Here is a 24,783-nt window from a genome sequence, read left to right on the forward strand (position 1 = left end):
ATTTTACCTATTTTACCTATTTTACCTCGTCCACAAATCTCCTAATAGGTGTCTACGCTACCTTTCGGGATGCTCCGGACGCGACGCGGTTCACCGCCGGGCCGGTCGCGGGTATCTCGTATCGGGGGCCGGGCGACGGGCGGGATCAGTCGTCGGCGCGTGCGCGTTCGAATCGGTCGGCCGGCAGCCGAAGCTCCTCGAGTCCGGGGAGGTGCTTGACGTTGAACACGACCCGCAGGTCGTCGGTGACCGGCTCGCCGATGCACGAGAGCCGGAAGCCGTCCGCGGTCATCTCGTCGGTGAGGACGTTGTCGACGGTCGCGCCCAGGTCGCCGTCGACGACCGCGACCGCGCAGTTCGCGCACGCGCCGCCGCGGCAGGCGTACGGCCACTCGAACCCCCTGTTCTCGGCGGCCTCCAGGAGCGTCTCCCCCGGCTCGGCGAGGAACACGCCGTAGTCGTCCGCGTCCAGGTCCGCCTCGCCCGCCTTCTCGAAGAGGTCCGGGTCGTCGAGCTCCCAGCCCCTGTCGGCCAGCACCTCGTAGTCGAGGTACTCCACGCGTGACTCGCGGGCCGCGCCCGACCCGGCCGGCGGTGACCGGTCCCGTCGGCGCCGCCCGCGACCCGCGGTCCCGGCGTTCGACCCCGGACCGCCGCCCTCGCCGGCGGCCCCGTCCCGTCGGGGCGACGCCGCCGGCCCGGGATCCGTCGGCGGTGCCGCCTCCCCGGACACCGCCGCCTCGTACGCCTCGCGGACGCGCTGGAACTCCGCGGCCGACCCGCCCCTGTCCGGGTGCGCCTCCTTGACGCGGCGGCGGTACGCCCGCTCGATCTCCGTGTCGTCCGCGTCGGCGTCGACCCCGAGAACCTCGTACGGAGAATCCACGGACCACGGTAGGGGCGAGGGCTTTATATCGCCTTTCCCCGACCGCCCGTCGCTCCGGAGCGCGCGGACGACGCACGACCGCGACGTGATTATGAGCGGACACGACCGACTCCGTACGTCGGGGCGACACGGGGCGGGTGAGACGTCAGAGGGCCCCGTGCACTCCCGCCATCGGTTCGTCGGCCGGGTCGACCGCCGCCGTCCGACCTGAGGAATACAACGTAACTGACACGTCAGCCCCCCGAGACAGCATTTGATGTGTTGTCGCGGGAACAGCTACACTGTGCTATGACATCACCAAGCACGGAACGGCTGCGACTGATGTACGAGGACATGGTCACGGCGCGGCTCTACGAGGAGCGCCTGCAGGACGAGTACATGGAGGGGAAGCGGCCGGGCTTCGACATCAGCGCCGGCGAGATCCCCGGGGAACTCCACCTTGCGGCGGGCCACGAGGCGGCCGCCGTGGGCGTCTGTCACCACCTCCGCGACGACGACACGGTGACCGCGCCTCACCGGCCGCACCACATCGCCGTCGCGAAGGGGGTCGACCTGAAGCGCATGACCGCCGAGATCTTCGGGCGCGAGTCGGGACTGAGTTCCGGGAAGGGCGGGCACATGCACCTGTTCGACCCGGACGTGAACTTCGCGTGCAGCGGCATCATCGCGCAGGGGTGCCCCCCGGCGGTCGGCGCCGCCATGGCGGCGAAGAAGCGTAACACGGACGCCGTCGCCGTCGCGTACCTCGGCGAGGGCGCGCTCGACCAGGGCGGCTTCCTGGAGTCGCTGAACATGGCGAGCGTCCACGACCTGCCGGTCGTGTTCGTCGTCGAGGACAACGACTGGGCGATCAGCATGCCAAAGGAGCGCGTCACGAGCCCCCGCGACGGCTCGAAGCGCGCCGACGGCTTCGACATGCACGGGGTGCGCGTCGACCGCGACGACGCCCGGGCGGTGTACGAGGCGGCCGGCGAGGCGGTCGGCCGCGCCCGCGACGGCAACGGCCCGACGCTGCTGGAGGTACAGGTCCACCGTCGGATGGGCCACTTCATGGGCGACCCGGAGACGTACCGCCCGGAGGCGGACCAGCGGCGCGCGGAGGAGCGCGACTGCATCGAGCGCCTCGCGGCCGACCTGCGGGACTTCGGCGTCGACGACGACGAGATCGAGGGGATCCGCGAGCGCGCGGCCGACCGCGTCGACGAGGCGGTCGCGTGGGCGAAGGAACAGCCGCTCCCGGAGCCGGAGGCGGCACACGAGGACGTGTTCAGGAGCCCGCCGTCGGGCGTGACGGACGAGGAGCCGGAGCGGCCGGGCGCCGGCACTGCCGCCGGAGGTGACGACTGATGAGTTCCCAGGAACAGCAGCAGGCGGGACGTACCGCGACGATGAGCGACGCGATGGTGGAGGCCATCGCGACCGAGATGCGGGCCGACGAGGAGGTGTTCTACATGGGCGAGGACGTCGCCGACTACGGCGGCATCTTCGACTCCACGGAGGGCCTGCTGGAGGAGTTCGGCCGCGACCGCGTGATGGACGTGCCGATCAGCGAGACGGCGTACCTCGGCGCGGCCGTCGGCGCCGCCCAGGCCGGGATGCGGCCGATTGCCGAGCTGATGTTCGTCGACTTCTTCGGCGTCTGCATGGACCAGATCTACAACCAGATGGCGAAGAACACGTACATGAGCGGGGGCTCGTTCGGCGTCCCGATGGTGCTCACGACCGCGGTCGGCGGCACCTACAACGACGCCGCTCAACACTCCCAGACCCTGTACGGGACCTTCGCGCACCTCCCCGGGATGAAGGTGGTCGTGCCCTCGACGGCCTACGACGCCAAGGGGCTCATGCACAACGCGATCCGCGACGACGACCCGGTCGTCTACATGTTCCACAAGCGCCTGATGGGCATCGGCTGGATGCCCGCCCCGGACGGCCCGAAGACGCCGGTCCCGGAGGAGGAGTACACCATCCCCTTCGGGAGCGCCGACGTGAAGCGCGAGGGCGAGGACGTGACGGTCGTGACGCTCGGCCTGCACGTCCACCGCGCACTGGAGGCCGCCGAGACGCTCGCCGAGGAGGACGACGTCGACGCGGAGGTGATCGACCTCCGGACGCTGGTCCCGCTGGACCGCGAGACGGTGATCGAGTCAGTCCGGAAGACGGGACGGCTCGTCGTCGTCGACGAGGACTACCGCTCGTTCGGCGTCACCGGCGAGGTGGTCGCCAGCGCCGCGGAGGCGGACCCGGGCGCCCTGGAGGCGGTCGAGCGCGTCGCCGTGCCGGACGTGCCGATCCCGTACTCGCGGCCGCTGGAGGAGGAAGTGAACCCCGGCGTCGAGGACGTCGCCGAGGCCGTGCGGGCGGTCCGGGAATGAGCGACGGGGACCGCGTCGCCGTCGACAGCGGGGCGCTGTGGCCCGGCGAGACGGACGACGACGTGGGCCTCGTCCTCGACTGGTTCGTCCCGGAGGGGAGCCGCGTCGAGGCGGGCGAGCGCATCGCGGAGTTCCAGGTGGAGAAGGTCGACGTGGACGTGCCCGCGCCGGCGACGGGCGTGCTCGCGGAGGTCGTCCGCGGGGAGGACAGCGAGTTCGAGCGCGGCGACGTGCTCGCGTACATCGAGCCGGAGGGGTGAGCGATGACCGACGACACCGCCGCCGACGACGCGGGCGACACGGCCGACGAGGACGACGAGTCCGGGGGCGGGCCGCGTTCGGAGCCGGCGCCCCGGACCGTCGCCGAGGAGCGGACGCCGAGCCCGATGCGGCGCACCATCGCGAAGCGGCTCCACGAGAGCTACAGCGAGGCGGTCCACGTCACGGCGACCCGCGTCGTCGACGCGGAGGACATCCTCGCGGCCGTCGACGCCGCCGACGAGCGGGTCGACGCGTCGGTCTCCGTGACCGACCTCCTGATCGCGGCGCTGTCGGAGGCCCTGGCCGAGCACCCGGCGTTCAACGCCACCTTCGAGGACGGGACACACCGGATCTACGAGGAGCACAACGTCGGCTACGGCGTCGACCTCGACGCCGGCCTCGTCGCGCCGGTGATCCCTGACGTCCGCGGCCGCACGGTGGGCGAGATCGCCGACCGACGGTCGGCGCTGGTCGGGCGCGTCCGCGCCGGCGACTACGACGCCGCCGACCTCCGCGGGGGAACGTTCACGGTCTCGAACCTCGGCCCCCTCGGCGTCGACTCGTTCACCCCGGTGATCAACCCGCCCGAGGTGGCGATCCTCGGCGTGAACCGGATCCGCGAACGGGCGGTGCGGGAGGCGCGCGGCGACGCCGCCGACGCGGGCGGTTCCGCCGGCGCCGACCGCGGGGCCGACGACCAACCCGGGACGGACGGCGTCGCGTTCCGCCGACAGCTCCCGCTGGACCTGAGCTTCGACCACCGCGTCGTCGACGGCGCGGACGCGGCGCGGTTCCTGGACACGCTGGCCGACCGGATCGAGGTCGCGGGAACGCTGGTTGACGAGTGACAGGCCCGTCCGGTCGCGCCCGGGGGGCGCGACCCTCGCCGCGGGTGGAGCGGGGTCCCGAGTCACAGATGACTTATACCCCTTTCAGCAATCCCCACCATGGCACGCGAACTGGACAGCGTCGACAGGGGGGTCCTCTACATGCTCCAGGTGGACGCCCGGAACACGACCTCACAGGAGATCGCGGACAAGCTCGGCGTCTCCGCCAGCACCGTCCGCAACCGCATCGACCGGCTCGAGGAGGACGGGATCGTCACGGGGTACCACGTCGAGTTGGACTACGAGCGGGCGAACCTCCCGTTCCGCGTCGTGTTCGTCATCACCGCCGACCCCTCCGAGCGGGAAGACGTCGTCGACTCTCTCATGGACGTCCGCGGCGTCGTCGACGTCCGGGAACTGCTGACGGCACGTCGGAACGTCCAGGCGGAAGTCGTCGGGAGGACGAGCGACGACGTCGTCCGGGTCACCGACGCGATCCACGACCTCGGCGTCGAGGTGGAGAGCTCGGAGATCGTGAGACAGCGACGGACGCAGCCGTTCAACCACTTCTACTTCTCGAAGGACGCGGACGACGACGACCGGTTGGACCCGGAGAATCTCGGGGAGTGACTCCGCGATAGATTGCTAATTGAGCAGTATATCGTGTGTATTCTCTTCTTTCGTCCCGATATGTGTCGGAGTACGCCAATGTAGCTTCGAGGATATTGCTATTTCGACATCACATACTGGAGGTGTTAAGAAAGTCATTTCCCGGTGTGCCCGCTACGTCCGGGCATGATCGACCCCCGGTCGCGTGGTCCCGATGGGTGACGACCGCACGGCGGGATCGGCCGGGCGGGGTGCTCCGGCGAGGGAACCGTACCGAGCCAGTTTCGACCCAGACTCCGAGTCCGCGAGCGACGCCGTCGACGCGGCGGTCTCGGCCGTCCGCGACGGGCCGGACGACGAGGGCCCGGGGATCGACTCGGTGTTCGACCCGATCGTCCTCGACGCGCTCGTCCGGCGGCGACGGGGGACCTTCCGGCTCACCTTCGACTACGACGACCACGTCGTCAGCGTGCGCAGCGACGGGGAGGTATCGGTGTGGACCGGCACGGGGTCGAGCGACCCGAGCTACACGTACCGCGTCGGCCCGGACGAGTCGCCGTCCGACGCGGTGATCCGGGCCGTCTCCGACGTGCGGGGGACCGATCCTTCCTCTTCCTCGGAGCCGCTGTACTCGTTCGTCGGGCCGGACGCGCTCGATGCGATCCTCGAGGGGACGCGGGGGGCGGAGGACCGGCGCGTCCGGGTCTCCTTCGAGGTCGACGAGCTGCGGGTCGTCGTCTCCGACGACGGCCGGGTCGTCGTCCACCCGCCGCAGATCGTGTAGCCGAGCCGACGGCGGGACCGCCGGCGGACCGTCGCCGCCCGTCTCACCCGGTCGGGTCGAGGGCGTCCCGGAGCGCGTCGGCGGCGAGCTTGAACGCCAGCGTCGTCCCGGCGAGCGCGGCCACCCCGGCGCCGGCGACCCACCACTGCGCGACGACGCCCGAGTCGACGCCGTTTGCGATGAGCGCGCCCCACGACGGCTGGTCGATCGCGTTGAGGTCGAGGTAGGCGATGGCCGCCTCCGTCACGAGCAGGAGGGGGACCTGCTGGCCGAAGGCGGTGACGACGCCGTGGGAGACGTTCGGGAGGACGTGCCGCCGGAGGCGGTAGCGCCTCGTCCCGCCGAGCCCCTCGGCGGCGCGGACGTACTCGGCGTCCCGACGCTGTCGCGTCTCCGCTCGGACGACGCGGGCGACGCCGCCCCACGAGAACAGCCCGAAGACGAGCACGAGCATGAACAGGCTCTTCTCGATGACGAGCACGAGCACGACGTACGCGACGACGGCGGGTATCGTCTGCTGCACGTCGATGTATCGGCTCAGCACGCGGTCGACGCGACCGCCGTAGAAGCCCGCGGTCGCGCCCACCAGCGCCCCCACGGGGACGACGATGGCGGCGGTGATGACGGCGACGTACAGCGCCAGCCGGGTCCCCGCGACGAGCAGCGTCGCCACCCCGTAGCCGTACGTGTCCGTTCCGAGGGGGTACGCGAGCGACCCCCAGCAGCGGCCGGCCGACACCGTCCCCGCGCAGTTGGCGACGGCGTTCGCGTCCACCGAGAGCAGCGGCGGGGGCTGGCCGCCCAGCAGGAACCGCGACTGCGGCGACCCGACCGCGAGCGGTCCGACCAGCCCGACGACGAAGAAGGCGCCCAGGACGGCAAGCGCCGCCATCGCACCGCCGTCGTCGCGGATCCGCGACCAGTACCGCTCGGCCAGCGCCCGGTTCGGGACGACCCGCGTCGCGAGCGTCGCCAGCAGCCACAGCGACGCGAGGAACAGCCAGTCCGAGCGCGTGGGGTCCCACTCCCACGACTCGACGAGGTAGACGTGGACGACGAACACGTCGTACAGGAAGACGGCGACCAGCGCGAGCCCCAGCGCCGCCATCGCGAGCGTGTGTCGGGCCGGCAGGGCGGAGCGGAGTCCCTCCGCCCGGTCCGCTTCGTCCGTCCCCGGCCCGTCCGCTCTCGGCCCGCGGCCGACGCGTCCGACGGCCTCCCCGTCGCGGGCCTCGGTCGCCGGGCTCCCATCGTCGCTCCCGACAGTCGCGCGGTCGTCGTCGCCGAACCCGCGGACGACCGGCCCGCCGTGGCCGTCGCGGGCGAACCGACGCGGCGCGTCGGCGTCCGGGGCGGGGGACCCGTCGTCCCGATCGGAGGGCATCGGCCGTGCTGCGCGCGGTGACGACCTAAATCCGGCGGTAACTGCACTCGTCGCTTCAGCAAACAATTTGGTGTGAGCGGGTCGAGGGACGGGAGACGTGGACCGAGTCCCCGCGGCCCCCGCGCGGAGGTGCGACCGATGAGGCGCCGGTGGCTCCTCGCGCGCCTCGCCGGCGCCGCCGTCACGGTGCTCGTGGGGCTCTCGGCGACGTTCCTGGTCGTCGCGCTCGCGCCGAATACGGCCGTCGAGGGTGCCGTCGCGGGCGCGTCCTTCGCCTCCGGCGGGGAGCTGAACGAGTCGGAACTGGCAGCGCTGCGGCGGTCGTACCTGGAGGCGCGCGGCCTCGACCGGCCGCTCCACGAGCGGTACCTCGGGTACATGTACGACATGGTCACCCTCCGGTGGGGCGTGTCGTTCACGCTGGGCGCGCCGGTGACGGCGCTCGTCGCCGACCGCCTGGAGCGGACCCTCCGGTACGCGCTCCCCGGGTTCCTGCTGGCGGTCGTCTTCGGCGTCGCCGGCGGGCTGTTCACGACCGCCCGCGACGGCACCCGGCTGGCCGCCCTGGTCCGCGTGGGCGGCTACCTCTCGTTCGGCGTCCCCAACTTCTGGCTGGCGGCGCTGTGCCTGTGGGCGGTGACGCTCCCCGGCGTCTCCGCCCGGATCGGTCAGGGCTGGTGGCTCACGAAGTTCCTCGCGCCCGCGCTCCTGCTGGCGACGACGCTGTTCGCCAGCCAGTTGGCCTACACCCGCTCGGAGACGCGGGAGGTGGTCGGCGCCGACTTCGTCCGCTACCTCCACGCGAAGGGGCTCCCCGGACGGCAGGTCGCGCTGCGGGTGCTGAAGAACGCGGCCGCCCCCGTCGCGGCGCTGTTCGTGACCGACCTGCTCGCGGTGCTGGTGCTCGCGGTGTACGTCATCGAGTTCGCCTTCGACATCCCCGGCATCGGGCGCCTGTCGTACGACGCGGCGATCGAACGCGACATGCCGCTGCTGCTCGGGACGGCAGTGGTCGTCGTCGTCGGCGTCGTCGGGAACCTCCTCAGCGACGTCGTCGCGGCCGCGGTCGACCCGCGGACCAGGGACGGGGGTGACGAATGACGCCTCGCGACGGCCGACCCGACGGGACCGCGGACCTCGACGGGGAGGGCACCGAAGACCGCGACGGCGACGCGGTCGCCGGGCCACGTCTCGACCGGCGTCGCTTCCTCGCGGCGGTGTCGGGCGTGGGTGCCGCGGCCGCGACCGGGCTGGCCGGCTGCCTCGGCGGCGGCACCCCCTCGGAGGCGACCGACGCGTGGCGGGACGTGACCCGCGGCGACCCGCCGGGGACCATCCTGGAGGGGCGGGCAGTCCTCCGCCCCGGCCAGTACGCGGCCGTCCCGATATCCTGGCCCGAGTCCGAGGGGGCGGGACTGCTGTCCGGGCGCATCGTGGAGCGCCTGTCGCTCCCGCTCGACGTGCACACGCTCACGGCGGAGGCGTTCGAGGCGTACCGCGCGGGCGAGGCGCTCGACGGCATCTCCGCCGCCTCCGCCGCGGGCGGCCCGACGGTGCTGTTCCGCGACACGCGGCTCCCCCACGGCGAGTACACGCTCGTCGTCGACAACACCCGACTCGGGGGCGAACCGCCGTACGACGAGCTGTCCGTCGGTGTCGAGCTGTCGCTTGAGTTCTGATCGGGGGGCGGGGGACGGCTCCCCCGACCGCGCCGGCGCCCTCGCCGTCAGTCCCGCCACAGCGACCGCACGCGCGCCTCGCCGTCGATGTCGTCGACCACGGCGGCGACCGCCCGGGGAACCTCGTCGCGCCACGCGCCGTTCCCGGCGGCCATCGACTCGCGGATACCGGTACCGCTCACGGTCCGCTCGGCCTCGACGGTCCGCACCGCCCGCCCGTGGTCGCGGAGGCGGTCCGCCTTCACCTCGTGCCACTCCTCCAGCACCCGCAGGAGGTGGAGCGCGTCGGCCGGGGCGTAGTGCTCCCACAGTTCCGGCCGGTTGATGGGGAACGGCAGGACGCGGACCGGGACCGGCAGGTCCGCCGCCGCGAGCGCGTCGGTGGCCATCCGGTGTCGCTCGTGGTAGCGGAACGGGTTGTTCCTCGGGTCGTCGCGGTCCGGGTCGGCCGCCTCCCGCTCGACGTGGGCGGGGTCGGCGTTCGTGATCCCGACCAGCAGTTCGTCGCACTCGCCGGCGGCCCACTCGCAGTACGCGCGGTGGCCGTCGTGGAACGGCTGGAACCGGCCGTGGACGTGGCCGACGACCCGCCCGCCGGGGCGTCCGTCGGTCGTCACCGCGAATCACCGGCCGTCGGCCACCGCGCTGCCGGCTCCACCGCGCGGGCGAGCGCGCCGTCCGTCGCGTCGAGGATCGCCGGCCCCACCTCGTCGAGGGATCCGACCCGTCGTGGGTCGGCGCCGTCGACGCCGCGGAGCCCGTCCGCCAGTTCCCCGAGGACGGCGGGCGCCGCGAACACGGCCAGCGGGCCGTTCGTCTCGACGGTCGCGTCCGGGACCGTCCACGCCTCGGCCGCGGCCTCGGCGCCGGTCAGCAGCGGGAGCCGGCGGAGTCGCAGGGACCGTCCCTCGGCCGCCGCGAGCCGGCCGAGTCCGGCGATCCCCTCGCCGGAGACGTCAGTGACGCGGGCGACGTGTCGCGCCGGGTCGAACGCCTCGCCCGACGCCGGTCGGAGCGAGTCGACCGCCTCGGCGACGGGTCGGGTGTCGCGGCGGAGCGCCGCCAGCCCGCGCTCGCGTCGGTCGCCCTCGCCGGCGACGACGCCGCGGGCGAAACACGCGAGCCCGCCGAGCGGGCGGGTCAGGAGGACCTCACACTCGCCGGGCAGCGCGGGAGGCGTCGCGCCCTCCGCGACGTGACCCCCCGCCGCGGCGACGCTCGCGCCGAGCAGCCACCCGTCGCCGTCGTGCGAGACGGTTGACGGCGGCAGGACGGTCACGTCAGCCGGCACGCCCTCGCGATACCAGCCCGTGACCCGGCCCGGTTCCGGTTCCCCGCCGTGCGGCGTCGCGACCAGCGGGCGGACGGTCCGCCGGACGGTCGCGCCGACGGCGTGCGCGTCGTTCAGGGCGTTCAGGACGGCGATCCGCGCCTGCGTCGGCGGGTCGAGAACCGGGAACGCGTGTACGGCGTCGACGTTCGCGGCGACCGCCCTCCCCTCGTAGTCCGAGTCGGCAGCGCTCCCGTCGTCCGGGACGGCGCCCCCGCCCGCGTCCGGTTCCGGCCGGAGGTGTTCGACCCAGAGCCGACCGCCGCTCGCCCCCGGGACCTGGACGGCGTGTCCCTTCCCGATCCGCACGTCGGGACCGTCGAGCCCGCCGTACGCCGTCGCGAGCGCGTCGCCGAGGCGGTCCGGGTCGGCGAGATCGTCGCCGAGGACGGCACACGCGAGGGTCACGACGGGGGCCGATCGGTCGCGCTCCGCCGCGCTGTGGGCGTCGTCCCCGTCGTCGAACGGGACGGACAGCGGGGTGCCGTCGAGCGCGACCGCCTCCGTCGCGCGTTCGATCCGGGTCGGACTGTCGGCCGTCGGGAGGACCGCCGCGTCGGCGTCCGCCCCGAGTTCGACGCTCGTTCCCCCCAGCGCGTCGGCGACCCGGTCGCGGGCGGGCAACACCACCCGTCGGAGCGGCGTCTTCCCGGCGCAGCCGCACCGGGTCGGGTCCGCCCCGTCGGCGGGCGTCCGGTCGGCCCGGTCGTCCCGGCTCACTCGGTCTCCGGCCACAGGGGCGTCACCTCCGTCGTGGGGTAGTCGCGGACAGCGGGCGTGCGCCGCAGGCCGTCGAGCAGCACGCGGTCGGCGGCCGCGCGGGCGACGCGCAGGAGGTCTCGCCCCCCGACCCCGCGCAGTCCTCCCGTCGCCGCGGGGCGCTCGCCGGCGGCGTCCACGTCGTCGACGCGGACCCCCTCGGCGACCATCGTCACGGGCACCGGCTCGCCCGAGTGGACCACGTCCTCGGTGCTCGGGGTCGTGTGGTCGGCGGTGGCGACGGTGACCAGCTCCGGATCGGCGAGCGCGCGGTCGACGACCGGCCCCAGAGAGGCGTCGATGGCCGCGAGCTCGTCGCGCTTGGCCGCCGGACCCGCGGCGTGCGACACCTCGTCGGGCTCGGGGTAGTGGACGTGGAGGAACTCCCGCTCGTCGAGCGCCGAGAGCGCCCGCTCGGCACGCGCCCCGTAGCCCTCCGGCGGCGACTCGTGGGACAGACCGACCGTCCGCGCCAACCCCGTCAACACCGGCTTGGGCGTCAGGCTGGCGCCGTCGAGCCCGTGTCGCTCGCGGAACGGTTCGGGACCCGTCGCCGCCCCGGCCCACTTCGAGAGCACCACGTCCGCCGGCCCGTCGGAATCGGCGTCCGCGAGGGCGTCGCGGGTCGACCGCGTGTACGCCCGCAGCGCCTCGGCGGTGCGTCCGGCGGCCGCCGGGTCGGCCGCGTCCGCGACCGGTTCGCTCGCGACGACGGGCAGCCCCTCGGCGAACGGGTCCGCGTCCGTGACCGCGGGGGACACCACCGTGTCCGCAGTAACCGTGACCAGTCCCCGGTTCTTCCACGTGTACTCGAACGAGACGCGGCACCCCTCGACGCCCGGCACGTCCACCTCGGCCACGCCCGGACCGTCCGCGAGGGCCGGGAAGTCGGCCGCGTCCGCCGGGAGGTGACGGTCGGCGACGGTCCCGTCGCCGTTCAACGAGGCGAACGAGGCCGAGCAGACGACGCTCTCCGGGTCCGGGTCGCGACCGAACCCCCGCGCCTCCAGTACGCCCCGCCCCGGAAGCTCCGCGGGGTCGTAGCCGAACAGGCGCGCGTGCGCGAGGTCGCTGGAGAGGGGAACGCCCGGGTCGGCGACGTGCATCGTGCCGTTGATCCCCGCGGCCGCGAGCCGGTCGAGGTTCGGCGTGTCGGCCGCCTCCAGCGGCGTGCGGTCGCCCAGTTCGGCCGCCGGCCGGTCGGCCGCGCCGTCGAGCAGGAGCAGCAGGATCCGCCGGTCCGCCCCCCGCATCACTCCAGTCCCAGCGTCTTCGCGATGGTCCGCTTCTGGATCTCGGTCGTCCCCGCGGGGATGCGGAGGTTCCGGGCGACGCGGAACACGCGCTCGACGCCGCCGGCGCGCATGAGGCCGTAGCCGCCGAGCACCTGGATCGCGCGGTCGGCCCAGTCGAACAGCCGGTCCTCGGGGTAGTACTTCAGCATCGAGAGCTTCCGGCGCGCGCTCGCGGGCTGGTCGAGGTCGTGGAGGCTCGCCTCGGCGTCGTAGGCGCCGAGCAGCGCCGTCCCGAACTCGCGCACGGCGTGGATCTCGGTCGCCGTCTCGACGATCGGCCACTGCACGGCCTGGTTGGTTCCGATGGGTTCGCCGAACGTGTCCCGCTCCTTCGCGTACGTGAGCATCCGGTCGAGGAGGTATCGCCCCATCCCGGCGCACATCCCCGCCCGGCCGGCGCGCCGCCAGTTCACCCACGAGAGCGCCAGCGGGAGCCCGGCGCCCACCTCACCGACGAGCTGGTCGCCGTCGACGCGACAGTCGCGCAGGTGGACGTCGGAGGTGATGCCGTCCATCATGATGTTGAGGTTCGGCTGCCCGACCTCGTATCCCGGGTTGTCGGTGTCGACGAGGAACATCCCCATCGTCTCGTGGGCCGGGCCGTCGGCGCCCTCGACCCTCGCGAGGATCTGTGCGGTGTCGGCGAACGGGCCGTTCGTGATGTAGCGCTTGTCGCCGTTCAGGACCCAGCCGTCGCCGTCGCGTTCTGCGGTCGTGGAGACGGCTGTCACGTCCGACCCCGCCCCGGGCTCCGTGATCCCGATGCAGGCCGTCTCCCGGCCGTTCACGAGCGGCTCGAGCCACTCCTCGCGCTGTGCCTCGTCGAGGTGGAGCAGCGCGGGCGAGGGGCCCTCGGTCCAGGCCATCATCGCGCGGGCGACGCTCGACCCGTGGCCGGTGCCGTAGCGGAAGACGGCCTCCTGCACGTAGAAGTGTTCGCGGTTCGAGAGCCCGCCGCCGCCGACCTCCTCGGGGAGGTGGAGGGCGTACAGCCCGGCGTCCGCGCTCCGCTCGCGGATCTCCTCTTGCATCGCCCGCGTCTCGGGCTTCATCAGCCCGTCGTCGTCGAGGTAGTCGAGCGGGCCGCCGATGTCGTCGGCGTGTTCCTCCTCGTACGGGAGGACCTCCTCCTCGATGAACGAGACGACGCGGTCGACGACGGGTCGGACGTCGTCGGGAACGGTGAACTCGCCCGCGAGCGCGTCGTCCTTCGGGAACGTCGGCATGTGCTATCGCATCGCGGATGCCCGGATAAGTGTTCGGTCGACGGCGGCCGTCCGTCGAGGTCGCCCGGTGTTCCGCCGGTGTCGCCGCGTGGAACGTCCCCCCGTCACTCCCGCAGCGGACCGATCGCCTCGTTCCTGTCGGGGGCGTCGGCGCCCTCCGACCGCCACTGCCAGTAGGCGTACTCGTACCCCTCCTGCGGCTCCTTCACGCTGACGTACGCCCGCTCGGGCACGCCGTCGTAGTCGTCCGGGTTCGCGGAGTGACCGCTCGCGCGGACGCGCTCGCGCAGGCGGCGCTGTCTGTCGGGATCGCGCTCGGTCGCGTCGACGCCGCGGGCCGCCTTGTGCGAGGCCAGCCGCGCGGCCCACTCGGCGATCGCTCGCAGGCGCTCGGGAGACTGTCTCCGGAGCGGGTCGACGACGTAGGCGGGCGCGTCCTCGGGCGGGTCGGGCGGATCGCTCCCGTCCGCCGTGTCGTCCTCGTCGAGGACGTCGGGCCGATGCGAGTGTTCGTCCGGGCCGCTCATCGGCGGACGTTGGAAGCCGACCGTGCTAACGGTGTCGGCGGTCGGGGGCGGTGCCGCCCGCGCGGGTGCCCGCGCCCGTCGTCAGCCGTCGACCCACTCCAGCACGGTCGCGGCCCACGTGTAGCCGGTGCCGGCCGCGAGGAACAGGACGACGTCGCCGTCGTCGACGCGCCCGCGGTCCAGCCCCTCGGTCAGCGCGAGCGCCTGGTCGGCGCTCTGGACGTGGCCGTAGTCGTCGAGGTAGTAGCTCCCGCCCTCGCCCACGCCGAGTTCGTCGCACAGGTACCCGTGAAACGAGCGCTTCATGTGGGTGAGCGCGAGGAAGTCAACGTCGCCGCGGTCGCACCCCGAGGCCGCGAGCGCGTCGTCGGCGACCGAGAGGAACGCCGGCGCGGACGCGTTCGCGAGGCGCTCCTTCATGCCCTCCGGGTCGGGGACGGTGAGCGCGTGCTCGCCGGCGTCGACCGTCCCGTGGCTCGGCGGCCGCGCCGACCCGCCCGCCGGCATCACCACGTCGCGGGAGAAGCTCCCGTCCGTCGTCGCCGCGGACTCCCGGACGACCGCGCGCGTGCGGTCGTCGGCCGGGTCCGCCTCCAGCACCGTCGCCGCGGCGCCGGAGCCGAAGTTGAACATGAAGCTCGCGTCCTCGTCGCCGTAGTCGACGAGGTCCTCCTCGCGGCTCGCGGCGACGAGCAGCGCGCGGTCGAGGTCGCCGACGCGGATCTGTGCGGCCGTGTGGCGGAGCGCGACCGGCGCGCCCGCACACAGCGTGTACGACTCGTGGGCGTACGCGTCCTCGGCGCCGAGGCGCTCGCACACGTCGGCGGCGGCCGACCAGACGACGTGGTCCTTGTACTCGCTCCCGTGATAGAGGACGAGGTCGAGGTCGGCGGCGTCGACGCCGGCGTCCGCCAGCGCGTCCCTCCCGGCGGCGACGCACATGTCCGACACGTGGTCGTCGTCGGCCGGGCAGACGTGCTTCTCGCGCATCCCCATCTTCTCGGTGACCACCCGCTCGGGGATGCCGCTCTCGGCGGCGATCTCCTCGCCCGTAACTACCTCGTCCGGGACGTACGTCGCCAGTCCCGTGAGGCCGACCCGGCGGCCGGGCGACCCCGACCCGTCCGGCTCCGGGGACGCGTCGCCGCCGTCGGCCGGATCCCGGGCGTCGCCGCCGGCGTCTCCCTCAGCCATCGAACCACCGCCGGACGTGGCGCGGGGCCGCCTTCGCGAGTCTGCCGCCCAGTCGGTCCCGGAGGGTGCCGAGCAGGCCGTTCGGCACGTACAGCACGAACAGCACGAACATGAGCCCGACGTACAGCGCAGCGTGGCCGTTCAGGAACGTGTCGATGGCCTCCGCGACCGTCAGGCCGTTGTAGAGTTCGGTCGCCAGCGTCGCGTCGCCGACGTTCGCGCGGAGGTACGGGAGCAGGCCGCCCCCGCCACCCTCCTTCGAGAGGAACTCCCTGACCGTCTCGTCGAACAGGTGGCCGAACAGCGGGCCGGCCAGCGTCCCGAAGCCGCCGATGATCGACGCCAGGAGCGCGTCGCCGGCGACGAGGAAGTAGAAGCCGTTCTCGGGCGTCACCGAGCGGCGGAAGCCCGCGAACAGCGCGCCGGCGACGCCGGCGAAGAAGCCCGACCCGACGAACGCGCCGAGCTTGTACACGTAGGTGTTGTACCCCACGGCGCGGGCGCGTTCCTCGTTCTCGCGGATCGCGATGAGCGTCCGCCCGAACGGCGAGTGGACGAGCCGCTGCATCGCGAGGTAGCAGGCGAGGACGACCGCTCCGACGGCGTAGAACGACACCTCCGTCGTGGACAGGTCGATGAACCCCAGCAGCCCCTCGATCGAAGCGCCCGTCAGCTGGCCGATGGCGACCGAGAGCCGGTCGACGCCGGGGACGCCGATCCGGAACCCCTCGTTCGTTCCGGTGACGGCGACGCCGTCGCGGGGGGCCGAGCTCACGAAGTCCCAGTCGCGCACGAACACGTACAGCACCTGCGAGAAGCCGAGGGTGATCATCGCGAAGTACACCCCCGACAGCCGGAAGGAGACGCTCCCGATGGCGAGCGCGAGGACGGCGGCCGCGAGCCCCGCGAGCACGAGCAGGAGCATGTACGGCGTCTCCGGGCCGAGCAGCGGGAGCTTCCCGTTCGCCGCCAGCACCACCAGGTACGCGCCGGTGCCGTAGAAGGCGGCGTGGCCGAACGAGAGGTAGCCCGTGTAGCCGCTGACGAAGTCGAACGACATCGCGAACAGCGCGAAGAACAGCACGACCACCAGCGTCTCGATCCGCGGCAGCAGCGCGGTGAACTCCGCCGACAGCGGCGAGTTCACGAGCAGCGTGTACACGCCCGGGTACGCCGCGAACGCGAGCACCACGACCAGGTGGACGAGGTGGTCCTCGGCGTACTGGCGGTACCAGGCGATCCCGTCGTCGGCGGCGGCCTCGCCGCCGTCGGCGGCCGAGTTCGAGGGGTTCCCGCCGCCGGCCTCGGGGTCCGGGTCGGGGTCGCTAATGGCCCCCCACCTCCGAGACGCCGTACAGCCCCTGCGGCTTCACGATCAGCGTGATCACGAGCACGAGGAACACGACCATCTCCGGCAGGCCGGTGAAGTCGACGAAGTTCTGGAACCACCAGGTCATCGAGGAGTCGACGAGGCCCACCAGCAGCGCGGCGACGACGGTGCCCCGGAACGTCCCGAGGCCGCCGACGATGACGACGACGAACGCCGGGAGCAGCGTCTCGGCCGCCAGGGGGACGGACGCCCCCCACGCCGGGTCCCACGCGAGCAGGACGCCCGCGGCGCCGGCGATGCCCGTGCCCAGCGCGAACACGACGGTGAACACGCGGTTCACGTCGACGCCCAGCGCCGACAGCATCTCGCTGTCCTCGCCGCCGGCGCGCACGAACAGGCCGTAGCGCGTCCGCGTGAGGAACAGGTGGACGCCGACGACCGTCGCGAGGCCGAACAGGATCTGGAACAGTTCGAGCCCGCTGGCGGAGACGCCGGCGACTCCGATGGACTCCGCGAGGAACGTGGGCTTCGTCCCGAGGACGTCCTGCCACACCGTCGACGGCTGGAGGCCGTAGAACAGCACGAGGATCCGCGCGAGTTCGTCCAGCACCAGCGTGACGCCGAAGGTGAGCAGGATCTGATACAGCGGCGGCCGGTCGTAGACGGGCCTGACGAGCCCGACCTCCAGTCCGGCGCCCAGCGCCGCGAGCGCGCCGAACGCGACGACCACGGCCACGCCGAACGCCAGCAGGCGCGCGCCGCCGCCGCTGGACCCTGCGACGACGGTGACGAGGACCAGGCCGCCGAGGTACGCGCCGAGCATCGTCACCGAGCCGTGGGCGAAGTTGAGCACGCCCATCAGCCCGAACACGAGCGTCAGCCCGGCGGCGATCATCACGTAGAGGCTCGCCTCCGCGAGCCCGCGCACGAGCACCTCCGCCAGCGTCGACGGCGAGAGGAACTCGAACAGCGCGTCGAGGAACTGCAGCGGGAGCGTCGCGTCCGGCGACGCGACCGACCCCGCCGCGAGCGCGAGGCTCATGCCGACAGGTACCTCCGGAGCCGCTCGGCGTCGGCGTCCACCTCGCTCGTCTCGCCCTCGTCGACGACCGTCCGGTGATCGAGCACGTAGAAGCGGTCGGCCAGGTCGAGCGCGAGCGGGAGGTTCTGCTCGACGAGCAGCATCGTCGTGTCGGTCGCGGTCTCGGCGAGCGCCTCCGCGACCGCCTCGACGACGAGCGGCGCGAGCCCCTCGCTCGGCTCGTCCACGAGCAGCAGGTCGTTGTCGCCGACGAGCCCGCGGGCGATCGCGAGCATCTGCTGTTGCCCGCCGGAGAGGTCGCCCGCCTTCGCGTCGCGCCGCTCCCGGAGGTCCGGGAACGTCTCGAACGCGAGGTCGAGGGCCGCGGCCGCGTCGTCCGGGTCGGGGACGGCCACCCGGACGTTCTCCTCGACGGTCAGCTGGGCGAACATCCGGCGCTCCTCCGGGATCCACCCGACGCCGCGCTCGGCGACCTCGTGGGTGTCCATCCCGACCAGCTCCTCGCCCCGGAGGCGGACCGACCCCTCCCGCGGCGGCGTGAGCTGGAGAACGGAGCGCAGCGTCGTCGTCTTCCCGACGCCGTTTCGCCCCATCAGCGCGACGACCTCGCCCTCGTACACCTCCAGGTCGACCCCTTCGAGCACGTGGCTGTCGCCGTAGTACGTCTGGACGCCCTCGACCGCGAGCAGCGGGTCGCCCCGGTCGCGGGCGTCGGCGGCGTCGGAACCGCCGGACTCCCCCGCGTCCGGGGAGTTCACGTCGGCGCTCACGCGGGCTCGCCCCCGTCGGAACCGGTATCGGCGTCCGCGTGCGGGTCGTCGCCGCCGGCGGACCCGGGCTCGTAGCCGCCGAGGTACGCCCGCTGCACCGCCGGGTCGTCGCGGACGGCGGACGGCTCGTCGTCGGCGATGACCGACCCCTGATTGAGCACGACCACGCGGTCGGACACCTCCATCACGATGTCCATGTTGTGCTCGACGAGCAGCACCGCGTGGTCGGTCGCCACGTCCTCGATGAGGTCGACCACGCGGTCGACGCTCTCGGAGGAGACGCCCGCGTTCGGCTCGTCCAGCAGGAGCACGTCCGGGTCACCCGCGAGCGCGACGCCCACCTCCAGCTGGCGCTTGGCGCCGTGGGAGAGGGCGCTTGCGGGCTCCTCCGCGCGGTCGGCGAGGTCGACGCGGTCGAGGACCTCGTACGCCTCCTCGATGTACCGGTCGAGCTGTCCCGCGTTCCGCCAGAAGTTGGTGCCGTCGCCGCCGGCGGCCTGGGCGGCCACGCGGACGTTCTCCAGCACCGTCGACCCGGCGAACACGTTCGTCACCTGGTAGGACCGGTGGACTCCGAGCTGTGCGACCTCGTGGGCCGGGGCGGCCGTCAGGTCGCGCCACGCGTCGCCCCCCTCGGCGGCGTCCGTCCGGAGCTCGACGGTACCCTCGGTGGGCGCGAGCGCCCCGGTGAGCAGGTCGAAGAACGTCGTCTTCCCGGCGCCGTTCGGCCCGATGAGCGAGCACAGCTCGTCGGACGCGAGTTCGAAGTCCACGTCGTCGACCGCGGTGAGGCCGCCGAACCGCTTCGTGAGGCCCCGTGTGCGCAGCATCGCTTACAGCGAGCAGTTCATCCCGTCCGCGTCGGCCGGGATCGTGGTCTCGTCGGCGCCGATACGGGCGACCGGCTCGCTCGGCTGGACCGGCGCGCCCCACGAGTCGCTCCACTCGTCGGCCGTCGGCGCGACGTTCGCGACCGTCATCTCCGAACGCGCCTGGTTGTTGTACTCCTGGAAGGTGTACGCGTCCGCGCCCTTCGGCGTGTCCGCGACGGTCATGCCGCGCAGCGCCGACGCGATGTCGGCGCCCTCGGTGGAGCCGCCCTCCTCGACGGCCTGCACGATGGCGGAGGCGGCGGTGAACGTCCCCGAGGTGAACAGGTCCGGTACCTTCCCGTAGGCGTTCACGTACCCCTCGACGAACGCCGAGTTGATCTCGTTGTCGTACTGGTTCCAGTGGTAGCGCGTCGTGAACGGGCCGATCCCCGCGCCGTCGAGCTTCTCCCGGGTGAGCGGCTCGCCAAGCTGGTTCTGGAGGAGGCCGCCGACGACGCTGTTCGTGATCTCCGTCGCGAAGCCGCCGAACACCGTGTAGTCGTAGTCGCCGTTCAGGTACGACGTGAACAGCGCCGGGAGCGTCGCGACGGTGAAGCCGCCGACGATCCCCTCGGCGCCCGCCTCCGCGGCGTTGTCGAGCAGGCCCTCCCACTCGCTGTACCCCTGCGGGACGAACCGCTTGCCGACGATCTCGACGCCCTCGGCGGAGAGCACCTCCTCGTAGTTGTTGACGACCGCGCGGCCGAACGAGTAGTCGGCGCCGAACAGGTACACCCGCGAGACGTCCGACTCACGGGCGACGTAGCGGCCGCCCGAGCGCGCGTCCATCGCGGTGTTCTCGGAGGCGCGGAACACCTGCTCGCCGCACGCCTCCGACTCGGCGGTGATCGACGCGGACGCCGCGGGGCCGATCATCAGCGGGACGCCCGCCTGCTTGGCGACCGTCTGACTCACGCGCGTGGCGGCGCCCGAGGAGGTGAGCCCGAACAGCATGTCGACGTCCTCGTCCGTGACGAGGTTCGTCGCGAGGGACTGTGCCTGGTCGGCCGAGAACTGCGTGTCGCGGATCAGCAGTTCGTAGTCCACGTCGCCCACGGTGACGGTCTGGCTCCCCGACTCGGCCGCCAACTGGGGCTCCCCGCCGGCTTTGTACGCCAGCCCGGAGGAGAAGCCCCACAGCGCCTGCTGACCGTAGTACTGGAGGTCGCCGGAGATCGGCTGCAGCACGCCGATCTTCACCGTCCCCGACGCCCCGCCCGAACTCCCCGCTGTCGTGCCTTCCATGTCGTCGCTCGCCTCCGTGTCCGCCCGCGTGTCCGTCGACCCGTCCGTCCCGTTTCCGTCGCCGCCGGTACAGCCGGCCAGGCCGGCGATCCCGGTCGCCCCGAGCGCCGCCAGCGTCCGACGTCGTGTGACACGTTCGCTCATACGTACCCATACTGTGCGGTATCCGGCAAGAACTGCGTGGTTAACATGTGAACGCGGCGGCGCTCGCCGGGGGACCCCCGTCGATTCGCGGCTGCCGACCGGCTCGACGGACGACGGTCCCGAGCGGGACGTCGGGGAGGGTTCGGGGAACGTACCCGGCAGGGTACGGTCTCGAATCGGGACGGAGAACTCGGTTCGCGTCGGAACGGGCTCACAGCTGAGAGGGGAGGGAACGTCGCCGGGCGGGTTCCAGCCATTACCTATTTTTCACTCACGGGGGAAATCGCGGTATGGAACTCGCTGTGGACTCTGCGCCCTCCAGATCGCTGCTCATCGGCGAGGAGCGTCGGCTCACCGCGGTAGCCATCCTCGCCGCGGTGGTGCTGTTCGTGGCGGCAGCGGCCGTGGAGTATACGTGGATCTCTCTGTGTGTCCAGCGCCGGGCGGGCTGTTATCCGAACGAAACGCTCCTGTTCAGGGTCTCGAACGTCCTCGAATCGGGGCCGCACATGTGGTGGTACGACGAGTTCCTCGTCGTCGCGCTGGCCGGCCTGCACGCGTATTTCAACCGGGGGTACGTCCCCAGCCTGCTGCTCGCGTCGGCGCCGCAGTTAGGGGGACTGCTGTTCTGGATCGGCGGGTCGGTTTCCGATCCCGCGCTCGAATTTCATCCCGAGAACGCGGTCGTGCGGTTCCCACTCGCTGTCGTTCTGTTGGCCTCTGTCGGGTTCGTCTGTGGGATCGGCGCCCGCGCTCTCGCCCGTCGGATTCGACGTGGTGAGGCCTGGCCCGGGTTCGATGCCCCGTCCGAGTGACCGGAGATCGAGGCTCCTCGGCGGGTGCGCTCGTCGGGAGGACGCTCGCGGCGGTCCCGGTTCGCCGCCGGGACCGGGCTTGGGTCGCCTCCGGGCGCGCCGCCGGCCCCCCGCGGTCGACGACCGTTCCTTACTCTTCGAGTTCGCTCATCGCGTCGACGACGCGTCTGAGCATCTTCCGCTGCCCCCGGCGGAGGTTCTTCGAGACGGCGGGCTTGGACACGTCGAACCGCTCGGCGAGCGTCCCCAGCGTCGCCGAGCGCGGGCTCTCGAAGTAGCCCTCCGAGGCGGCCGTCTCCAGCGTCTCGCGCTCCACGTCCGAGAGGTCCTTGCAGCCCTCGATGAGCGTCGTCGCCGCGCCCGCGTTCTGGATGAATCCCTGGAGCTCCGGGAGGTCGGGCTCGTCGCGGTCGAGCACCTCGTACTCGTTGTCGCGGTCCAGCCGCGAGAGGGTGCCGTCGGCCTCGCCGCGGTCGTCGAAGCCGACGTGCCACAGCTCCGAGCCGTCGGCGATGTAGAAGGGGCCGGTGATGTAGCCGCCGCCGTCGCGGACCGTCCCCATCGCCGCCGTCTCGTCGATGACCGTGCGGATGTGGGCGACGCCGCCCGTCTTCGAGAGCAGGCTGTACTCGCGCAGGCCCTCGTGCTCGCGCAGTTCCGTGAGCCCCTCGCCGAGCGACTCGCGGTCGTCCCCCTCGACGACCATCCTGGTCTCCAGCGAGTCGGTCGCCGTGTCGAACTCCCAGTGGACCGCGGAGAACGCCAGGTCGTGCTCCTCGGTGGCGTGGATGAACGGACAGTCGTACTGTTCCATGTCCAGCGTGACGTCGATCATGTGTGCCCCCGCTTCCCAGAGATATTCGCGAACACCTACATAATTGTTCGTGTCGGTCGCGGACGGACGGGAACCGGGCCGTGTCGACACCGTCCCCGCCGGCACCTCGCGGTCCCCCCGCGGGGCGTGTCAGGCGTCCTCCCCGAACCGCTCGCGGACGGCGTCGCGGTCGATCTTCGAGGGGCCGGAGTGGGGGAACTCCTCGACGAACGCGAGGTGGCGCGGGTGTTTGAACCCCGCGAGCCGACCGTCGAGGAACCCCCGCAGTTCCTCCAGCGTGAGCGACTCGTCCCCCTGAACGACCGCCTTCCCGACCGTCCCCCAGGTGTCGTCCGGGACGCCGACGACGACCGCCTCCCTGACCTTCGGGTGATCGGTCACGACGTTCTCGACCTCGGCGGGGAAGACGTTCTCGCCGCCGCTGACGTACATGTTCTTTTTTCGCCCCTCGATGTGGTAGTAGCCGTCCGCGTCGACGCGGGCGAGGTCGCCCGTCGAGACCCAGCCGCCGCCGAACGTCTCCTCGGTCTCCTCGGGCGCGTTCCGGTAGCGGTCGGCCGCCGCCGGGCTCGACAGCTCGAGTTCGCCCACCTCGCCGCGGGCGACGGGACTGCCGTCGGCGTCGACGACGCGCGCGGAGACGTGCGGGGCGGGCACGCCCACGGACGCGGCCTTCTCGCGGGGCCAGTCGTCCGGCATCGCGAAGTTGTTCGGGCCGCACTCGGTGAGGCCGTATCCCTGCGAGAGGTCGACGCCGCGGTCCCACCACGACTCCAGCACCGACCGGCGGCAGGGGCCGCCGCCGGACTTCGCGAACCGCAGCGACGAGAGGTCGGACCCCTCCCAGGCGTCGTGCTCGGCCATCATCCGCAACACCGCCGGCACCGCCACGACCACCGTCGCCTCCCGGTTGTCGACGATGTCGAGCACCCGTCCCGGGTCGAACTCCCGCGCGATGACGACCGTGCCGCCGACGTGGAACAGCGGGACGGTGAGGACGTTCCACCCGCCGGTGTGGAACATCGGGAACGGCATGGGCGTCACGTCGTCGCCGCGGAGGTTCCACGCCGCGATCGTCGTCATCGAGTTCCAGTACACGGCCCGGTGCGGGATCACCGTCTCCTTCGGCGTCCCCGTGGACCCACCCGTGTGGAGGAACAGGTGGGGGTCCGACAGCGACACGGCGGCCCTGTCGGGGGAGTCGGGTGACTCCTCCGGACGCGCCGCCGCGAGCGGCCGACCGCCGAGCGTCGCCGCGGCGTCGTCGACCGACTCCGGGTCGTCGCCGACGACGAACGTCGCCGGCCCGGGTTCGGTTTCCACCTCGGATCCCGCGTTCGTCCCGCCGAGCGCGTCGGCCGCCTCCGCCGCGAACCCGGCCTCCACGACGACGGCCGTCGGGTCGACGTCCCCGGCGAGTTCGGCGAGTTCGGGCGGCGCGAGCCGGTGCGAGAGGGGGGCGAGCACGGCGCCGAGCTTCCCGGTCGCGAAGAACAGGTCGACGAGTTCCGGCCGGTTGCGCGACAGCGTGAGCACGCGGTCGCCCTTCCCGACCCCGGCGTCGCGGAGCGACTCCGCCGTTCGCGCCGCCCGGTCGTCGAGGTCGGCGTAGGTGTACTCCGTCCCGGTCGTCGCGTCGACCAGCCCCACCCGGTCCGGCGAGAGCCGCGCGCGACGGCCTGACCAGTCGCCGACCCAGTCCGCCGCCCGGCTCGTGTCGTCCCCGTCGTCGGGCGCCCCGAGCCCGCTCGCACCCTCAGACATCCGCGAGGAAGGCGAGCAGTCGGTCGTTCACCCGGTCCGCCTCCTCGATGAAGAACAGGTGCGAGCCGCCGTCGACGAACTCGGACTCGGCGTCCGGGATCCCCTCGGCGAGCAGTTCGCCGTTCTCGACGGGGAGCACCCGGTCGGCGGTGCCGTGGGACACCAGCGTCGGCACCCGTATCTCGCCGAGCTCCCCGCTCGCGTCGAACGCCCGCACGGCGGCCCCCTGCGCCTCGCGCGCCCGGGGCGGGGCGTCCGACTCCAGGCGCCAGTCGACGATCCGCTCGACGAGGTCCTCGTTCTCCTCGATGAACCCCTCGCTCACCGCCGGCGCCATCCTGTACCGGATCGCCTCGCGCTCGTCCGCGCCGTCCGGGACCGAGAACATCCGCTCCAGCGTCGACTCCGGGGTGGGAACCGCCTCGGGGCCGCCCGAGGAGGTACACAGCAGGGTCAGCGACGCCGCCCGGTCGTAGTCGAGGGCGTACCGCTGGGCGACCATGCCGCCCATCGAGGCGCCCACGACGTGCGCCTCCCCGACGCCGGCGTCGTCGAGGACGGCCTCCAGGTCCCCGGCCATCCGGTCGATCGTGTACGGCCCCTCGGGGACGTCCGACTCGCCCGTCCCCCGGTTGTCCCAGCGGACGACGTGGTACTCGTCGGCGAGGGCGTCGGCCTGCCAGTTCCACATCCACCGGCCGTAGCCGAGTCCCTCGCACAGGACGACCGTCTCGGCGGCCGCCGGGTCGCGACCCTCCCGTTCGTAGGCGACGGCGACGCCGTCGTGATCCGCGGTAGGCACGATCCAAGGCTCGTGGCGCGACTCCTTC

Annotated in this window: 25 protein-coding genes; 9 read left to right on the top strand and 16 right to left on the bottom strand. The window is 72.6% G+C overall.

What is annotated here, in order from left to right; all coding sequences use genetic code 11:
- Positions 1-145: 145 nt before the first annotated feature.
- Positions 146-886 carry a ferredoxin Fer gene (gene fer / locus ACQUQ1_RS11405; RefSeq protein WP_435064423.1) on the bottom strand — a complete coding sequence of 247 codons (741 nt, stop codon included), beginning with the start codon at positions 884-886 and terminating at the stop codon, positions 146-148.
- A 321-nt stretch (positions 887-1,207) separates the two neighbouring features.
- Here fer and ACQUQ1_RS11410 point away from each other — a divergent pair, with 321 nt between their 5' ends.
- The 6 genes from ACQUQ1_RS11410 (at position 1,208) to ACQUQ1_RS11435 (ending at position 5,742) form a co-directional block, all read left to right on the top strand.
- Positions 1,208-2,233 carry a thiamine pyrophosphate-dependent dehydrogenase E1 component subunit alpha gene (locus ACQUQ1_RS11410; RefSeq protein WP_435064465.1) on the top strand — a complete coding sequence of 342 codons (1,026 nt, stop codon included), beginning with the start codon at positions 1,208-1,210 and terminating at the stop codon, positions 2,231-2,233.
- Positions 2,233-3,261 carry an alpha-ketoacid dehydrogenase subunit beta gene (locus ACQUQ1_RS11415; protein ID WP_435064424.1) on the top strand — a complete coding sequence of 343 codons (1,029 nt, stop codon included), beginning with the start codon at positions 2,233-2,235 and terminating at the stop codon, positions 3,259-3,261. The genes ACQUQ1_RS11410 and ACQUQ1_RS11415 overlap by 1 nt, the downstream gene beginning before the upstream one ends.
- Positions 3,258-3,521, top strand: a complete 264-nt coding sequence (locus tag ACQUQ1_RS11420) for a lipoyl domain-containing protein (protein ID WP_435064425.1) — start codon at positions 3,258-3,260, stop codon at positions 3,519-3,521. The genes ACQUQ1_RS11415 and ACQUQ1_RS11420 overlap by 4 nt, the downstream gene beginning before the upstream one ends.
- A 3-nt stretch (positions 3,522-3,524) precedes the next feature.
- Complete coding sequence (locus tag ACQUQ1_RS11425) at positions 3,525-4,370, top strand: 2-oxo acid dehydrogenase subunit E2 (protein WP_435064426.1); 846 nt, start codon at positions 3,525-3,527, stop codon at positions 4,368-4,370.
- A 99-nt stretch (positions 4,371-4,469) separates the two neighbouring features.
- The gene (locus ACQUQ1_RS11430) at positions 4,470-4,979 is read left to right on the top strand and encodes an Lrp/AsnC family transcriptional regulator (RefSeq protein WP_435064427.1); all 510 of its coding nucleotides are present in this window, start codon (positions 4,470-4,472) and stop codon (positions 4,977-4,979) included.
- A gap of 193 nt (positions 4,980-5,172) precedes the next feature.
- Complete coding sequence (locus tag ACQUQ1_RS11435) at positions 5,173-5,742, top strand: HalOD1 output domain-containing protein (protein WP_435064428.1); 570 nt, start codon at positions 5,173-5,175, stop codon at positions 5,740-5,742.
- Positions 5,743-5,785: 43 nt separating this feature from the next.
- Here ACQUQ1_RS11435 and ACQUQ1_RS11440 read toward each other — a convergent pair whose 3' ends face one another.
- On the bottom strand, positions 5,786-7,126 hold the full coding sequence (locus ACQUQ1_RS11440) for an ABC transporter permease (protein WP_435064429.1): 1,341 nt from the start codon (positions 7,124-7,126) through the stop codon (positions 5,786-5,788).
- A 138-nt stretch (positions 7,127-7,264) separates the two neighbouring features.
- On the opposite strand from ACQUQ1_RS11440, the gene ACQUQ1_RS11445 reads away from it, so the two are divergent.
- Both ACQUQ1_RS11445 and ACQUQ1_RS11450 read left to right on the top strand, forming a co-directional pair.
- The gene (locus tag ACQUQ1_RS11445; protein WP_435064430.1) at positions 7,265-8,227 is read left to right on the top strand and encodes an ABC transporter permease; all 963 of its coding nucleotides are present in this window, start codon (positions 7,265-7,267) and stop codon (positions 8,225-8,227) included.
- Complete coding sequence (locus tag ACQUQ1_RS11450) at positions 8,224-8,805, top strand: hypothetical protein (RefSeq protein WP_435064431.1); 582 nt, start codon at positions 8,224-8,226, stop codon at positions 8,803-8,805. Before ACQUQ1_RS11445 ends, ACQUQ1_RS11450 begins: the two co-directional genes overlap by 4 nt.
- A 47-nt stretch (positions 8,806-8,852) precedes the next feature.
- On the opposite strand, the gene ACQUQ1_RS11455 is transcribed toward ACQUQ1_RS11450, so the two are convergent.
- The 11 genes from ACQUQ1_RS11455 to ACQUQ1_RS11505 all read right to left on the bottom strand — a co-directional run bounded on the left by ACQUQ1_RS11455 (position 8,853) and on the right by ACQUQ1_RS11505 (position 20,539).
- Positions 8,853-9,422, bottom strand: coding sequence for an adenylyltransferase/cytidyltransferase family protein (locus ACQUQ1_RS11455; protein ID WP_435064432.1), 570 nt, complete (start codon positions 9,420-9,422; stop codon positions 8,853-8,855).
- Complete coding sequence (locus tag ACQUQ1_RS11460; RefSeq protein WP_435064433.1) at positions 9,419-10,870, bottom strand: hypothetical protein; 1,452 nt, start codon at positions 10,868-10,870, stop codon at positions 9,419-9,421. Before ACQUQ1_RS11460 ends, ACQUQ1_RS11455 begins: the two co-directional genes overlap by 4 nt.
- Positions 10,852-12,147: a hypothetical protein gene (locus tag ACQUQ1_RS11465; protein WP_435064434.1), complete on the bottom strand. Its 1,296-nt coding sequence runs from the start codon at positions 12,145-12,147 to the stop codon at positions 10,852-10,854. The genes ACQUQ1_RS11460 and ACQUQ1_RS11465 overlap by 19 nt, the downstream gene beginning before the upstream one ends.
- Complete coding sequence (locus ACQUQ1_RS11470; protein WP_435064435.1) at positions 12,147-13,415, bottom strand: acyl-CoA dehydrogenase family protein; 1,269 nt, start codon at positions 13,413-13,415, stop codon at positions 12,147-12,149. Before ACQUQ1_RS11470 ends, ACQUQ1_RS11465 begins: the two co-directional genes overlap by 1 nt.
- Before the next feature lie 104 nt (positions 13,416-13,519).
- On the bottom strand, positions 13,520-13,942 hold the full coding sequence (locus tag ACQUQ1_RS11475) for a hypothetical protein (protein ID WP_435064436.1): 423 nt from the start codon (positions 13,940-13,942) through the stop codon (positions 13,520-13,522).
- A gap of 81 nt (positions 13,943-14,023) precedes the next feature.
- Positions 14,024-15,136, bottom strand: a complete 1,113-nt coding sequence (locus ACQUQ1_RS11480; RefSeq protein ID WP_435064437.1) for a 3-oxoacyl-ACP synthase — start codon at positions 15,134-15,136, stop codon at positions 14,024-14,026.
- A complete protein-coding gene (locus tag ACQUQ1_RS11485) occupies positions 15,129-16,298 on the bottom strand; it encodes a branched-chain amino acid ABC transporter permease (RefSeq protein WP_435064466.1) in 1,170 nt (389 codons plus the stop codon). Before ACQUQ1_RS11485 ends, ACQUQ1_RS11480 begins: the two co-directional genes overlap by 8 nt.
- Positions 16,299-16,461: 163 nt before the next feature.
- Complete coding sequence (locus ACQUQ1_RS11490) at positions 16,462-17,508, bottom strand: branched-chain amino acid ABC transporter permease (RefSeq protein ID WP_435064438.1); 1,047 nt, start codon at positions 17,506-17,508, stop codon at positions 16,462-16,464.
- Positions 17,505-18,197, bottom strand: coding sequence for an ABC transporter ATP-binding protein (locus ACQUQ1_RS11495; protein WP_435064467.1), 693 nt, complete (start codon positions 18,195-18,197; stop codon positions 17,505-17,507). The genes ACQUQ1_RS11490 and ACQUQ1_RS11495 overlap by 4 nt, the downstream gene beginning before the upstream one ends.
- Positions 18,198-18,274: 77 nt before the next feature.
- Complete coding sequence (locus ACQUQ1_RS11500; RefSeq protein WP_435064439.1) at positions 18,275-19,108, bottom strand: ABC transporter ATP-binding protein; 834 nt, start codon at positions 19,106-19,108, stop codon at positions 18,275-18,277.
- Positions 19,109-19,111: 3 nt separating this feature from the next.
- Complete coding sequence (locus ACQUQ1_RS11505; protein WP_435064440.1) at positions 19,112-20,539, bottom strand: ABC transporter substrate-binding protein; 1,428 nt, start codon at positions 20,537-20,539, stop codon at positions 19,112-19,114.
- A 290-nt stretch (positions 20,540-20,829) separates the two neighbouring features.
- On the opposite strand from ACQUQ1_RS11505, the gene ACQUQ1_RS11510 reads away from it, so the two are divergent.
- Positions 20,830-21,354, top strand: coding sequence for a hypothetical protein (locus ACQUQ1_RS11510; protein ID WP_435064441.1), 525 nt, complete (start codon positions 20,830-20,832; stop codon positions 21,352-21,354).
- Positions 21,355-21,484: 130 nt separating this feature from the next.
- On the opposite strand, the gene ACQUQ1_RS11515 is transcribed toward ACQUQ1_RS11510, so the two are convergent.
- The 3 genes from ACQUQ1_RS11515 to ACQUQ1_RS11525 form a co-directional block, all read right to left on the bottom strand.
- Entirely contained in the window at positions 21,485-22,189 is a 705-nt protein-coding gene (locus ACQUQ1_RS11515; RefSeq protein WP_435064442.1) for a helix-turn-helix domain-containing protein, read from the bottom strand.
- A 129-nt stretch (positions 22,190-22,318) separates the two neighbouring features.
- A complete protein-coding gene (locus ACQUQ1_RS11520) occupies positions 22,319-23,953 on the bottom strand; it encodes an AMP-binding protein (RefSeq protein WP_435064443.1) in 1,635 nt (544 codons plus the stop codon).
- Complete coding sequence (locus tag ACQUQ1_RS11525; protein WP_435064444.1) at positions 23,946-24,755, bottom strand: alpha/beta fold hydrolase; 810 nt, start codon at positions 24,753-24,755, stop codon at positions 23,946-23,948. Before ACQUQ1_RS11525 ends, ACQUQ1_RS11520 begins: the two co-directional genes overlap by 8 nt.
- Between the last annotated feature and the right edge of the window lie 28 nt (positions 24,756-24,783).

The organism is Halobaculum sp. EA56 (assembly GCF_051195075.1).
In the GTDB taxonomy this organism is placed as follows: domain Archaea; phylum Halobacteriota; class Halobacteria; order Halobacteriales; family Haloferacaceae; genus Halobaculum.

What these genes read in the sequence shown, in the direction of transcription:
- ACQUQ1_RS11510 (WP_435064441.1), top strand. Translation starts at nt 20,830, where the DNA reads ATGGAACTCGCTGTGGACTCTGCGCCCTCCAGATCGCTGCTCATCGGC.
- ACQUQ1_RS11500 (WP_435064439.1), bottom strand. Translation starts at nt 19,108, where the DNA reads ATGCTGCGCACACGGGGCCTCACGAAGCGGTTCGGCGGCCTCACCGCG.
- ACQUQ1_RS11450 (WP_435064431.1), top strand. Translation starts at nt 8,224, where the DNA reads ATGACGCCTCGCGACGGCCGACCCGACGGGACCGCGGACCTCGACGGG.
- ACQUQ1_RS11410 (WP_435064465.1), top strand. Translation starts at nt 1,208, where the DNA reads ATGTACGAGGACATGGTCACGGCGCGGCTCTACGAGGAGCGCCTGCAG.
- ACQUQ1_RS11440 (WP_435064429.1), bottom strand. Translation starts at nt 7,126, where the DNA reads ATGCCCTCCGATCGGGACGACGGGTCCCCCGCCCCGGACGCCGACGCG.
- ACQUQ1_RS11475 (WP_435064436.1), bottom strand. Translation starts at nt 13,942, where the DNA reads ATGAGCGGCCCGGACGAACACTCGCATCGGCCCGACGTCCTCGACGAG.
- ACQUQ1_RS11505 (WP_435064440.1), bottom strand. Translation starts at nt 20,539, where the DNA reads ATGAGCGAACGTGTCACACGACGTCGGACGCTGGCGGCGCTCGGGGCG.
- ACQUQ1_RS11520 (WP_435064443.1), bottom strand. Translation starts at nt 23,953, where the DNA reads ATGTCTGAGGGTGCGAGCGGGCTCGGGGCGCCCGACGACGGGGACGAC.
- ACQUQ1_RS11480 (WP_435064437.1), bottom strand. Translation starts at nt 15,136, where the DNA reads ATGGCTGAGGGAGACGCCGGCGGCGACGCCCGGGATCCGGCCGACGGC.
- ACQUQ1_RS11470 (WP_435064435.1), bottom strand. Translation starts at nt 13,415, where the DNA reads ATGCCGACGTTCCCGAAGGACGACGCGCTCGCGGGCGAGTTCACCGTT.
- ACQUQ1_RS11515 (WP_435064442.1), bottom strand. Translation starts at nt 22,189, where the DNA reads ATGATCGACGTCACGCTGGACATGGAACAGTACGACTGTCCGTTCATC.
- ACQUQ1_RS11425 (WP_435064426.1), top strand. Translation starts at nt 3,525, where the DNA reads ATGACCGACGACACCGCCGCCGACGACGCGGGCGACACGGCCGACGAG.
- ACQUQ1_RS11420 (WP_435064425.1), top strand. Translation starts at nt 3,258, where the DNA reads ATGAGCGACGGGGACCGCGTCGCCGTCGACAGCGGGGCGCTGTGGCCC.
- ACQUQ1_RS11435 (WP_435064428.1), top strand. Translation starts at nt 5,173, where the DNA reads ATGGGTGACGACCGCACGGCGGGATCGGCCGGGCGGGGTGCTCCGGCG.
- ACQUQ1_RS11445 (WP_435064430.1), top strand. Translation starts at nt 7,265, where the DNA reads ATGAGGCGCCGGTGGCTCCTCGCGCGCCTCGCCGGCGCCGCCGTCACG.
- ACQUQ1_RS11490 (WP_435064438.1), bottom strand. Translation starts at nt 17,508, where the DNA reads ATGAGCCTCGCGCTCGCGGCGGGGTCGGTCGCGTCGCCGGACGCGACG.
- ACQUQ1_RS11465 (WP_435064434.1), bottom strand. Translation starts at nt 12,147, where the DNA reads ATGCGGGGGGCGGACCGGCGGATCCTGCTGCTCCTGCTCGACGGCGCG.
- ACQUQ1_RS11415 (WP_435064424.1), top strand. Translation starts at nt 2,233, where the DNA reads ATGAGTTCCCAGGAACAGCAGCAGGCGGGACGTACCGCGACGATGAGC.
- ACQUQ1_RS11430 (WP_435064427.1), top strand. Translation starts at nt 4,470, where the DNA reads ATGGCACGCGAACTGGACAGCGTCGACAGGGGGGTCCTCTACATGCTC.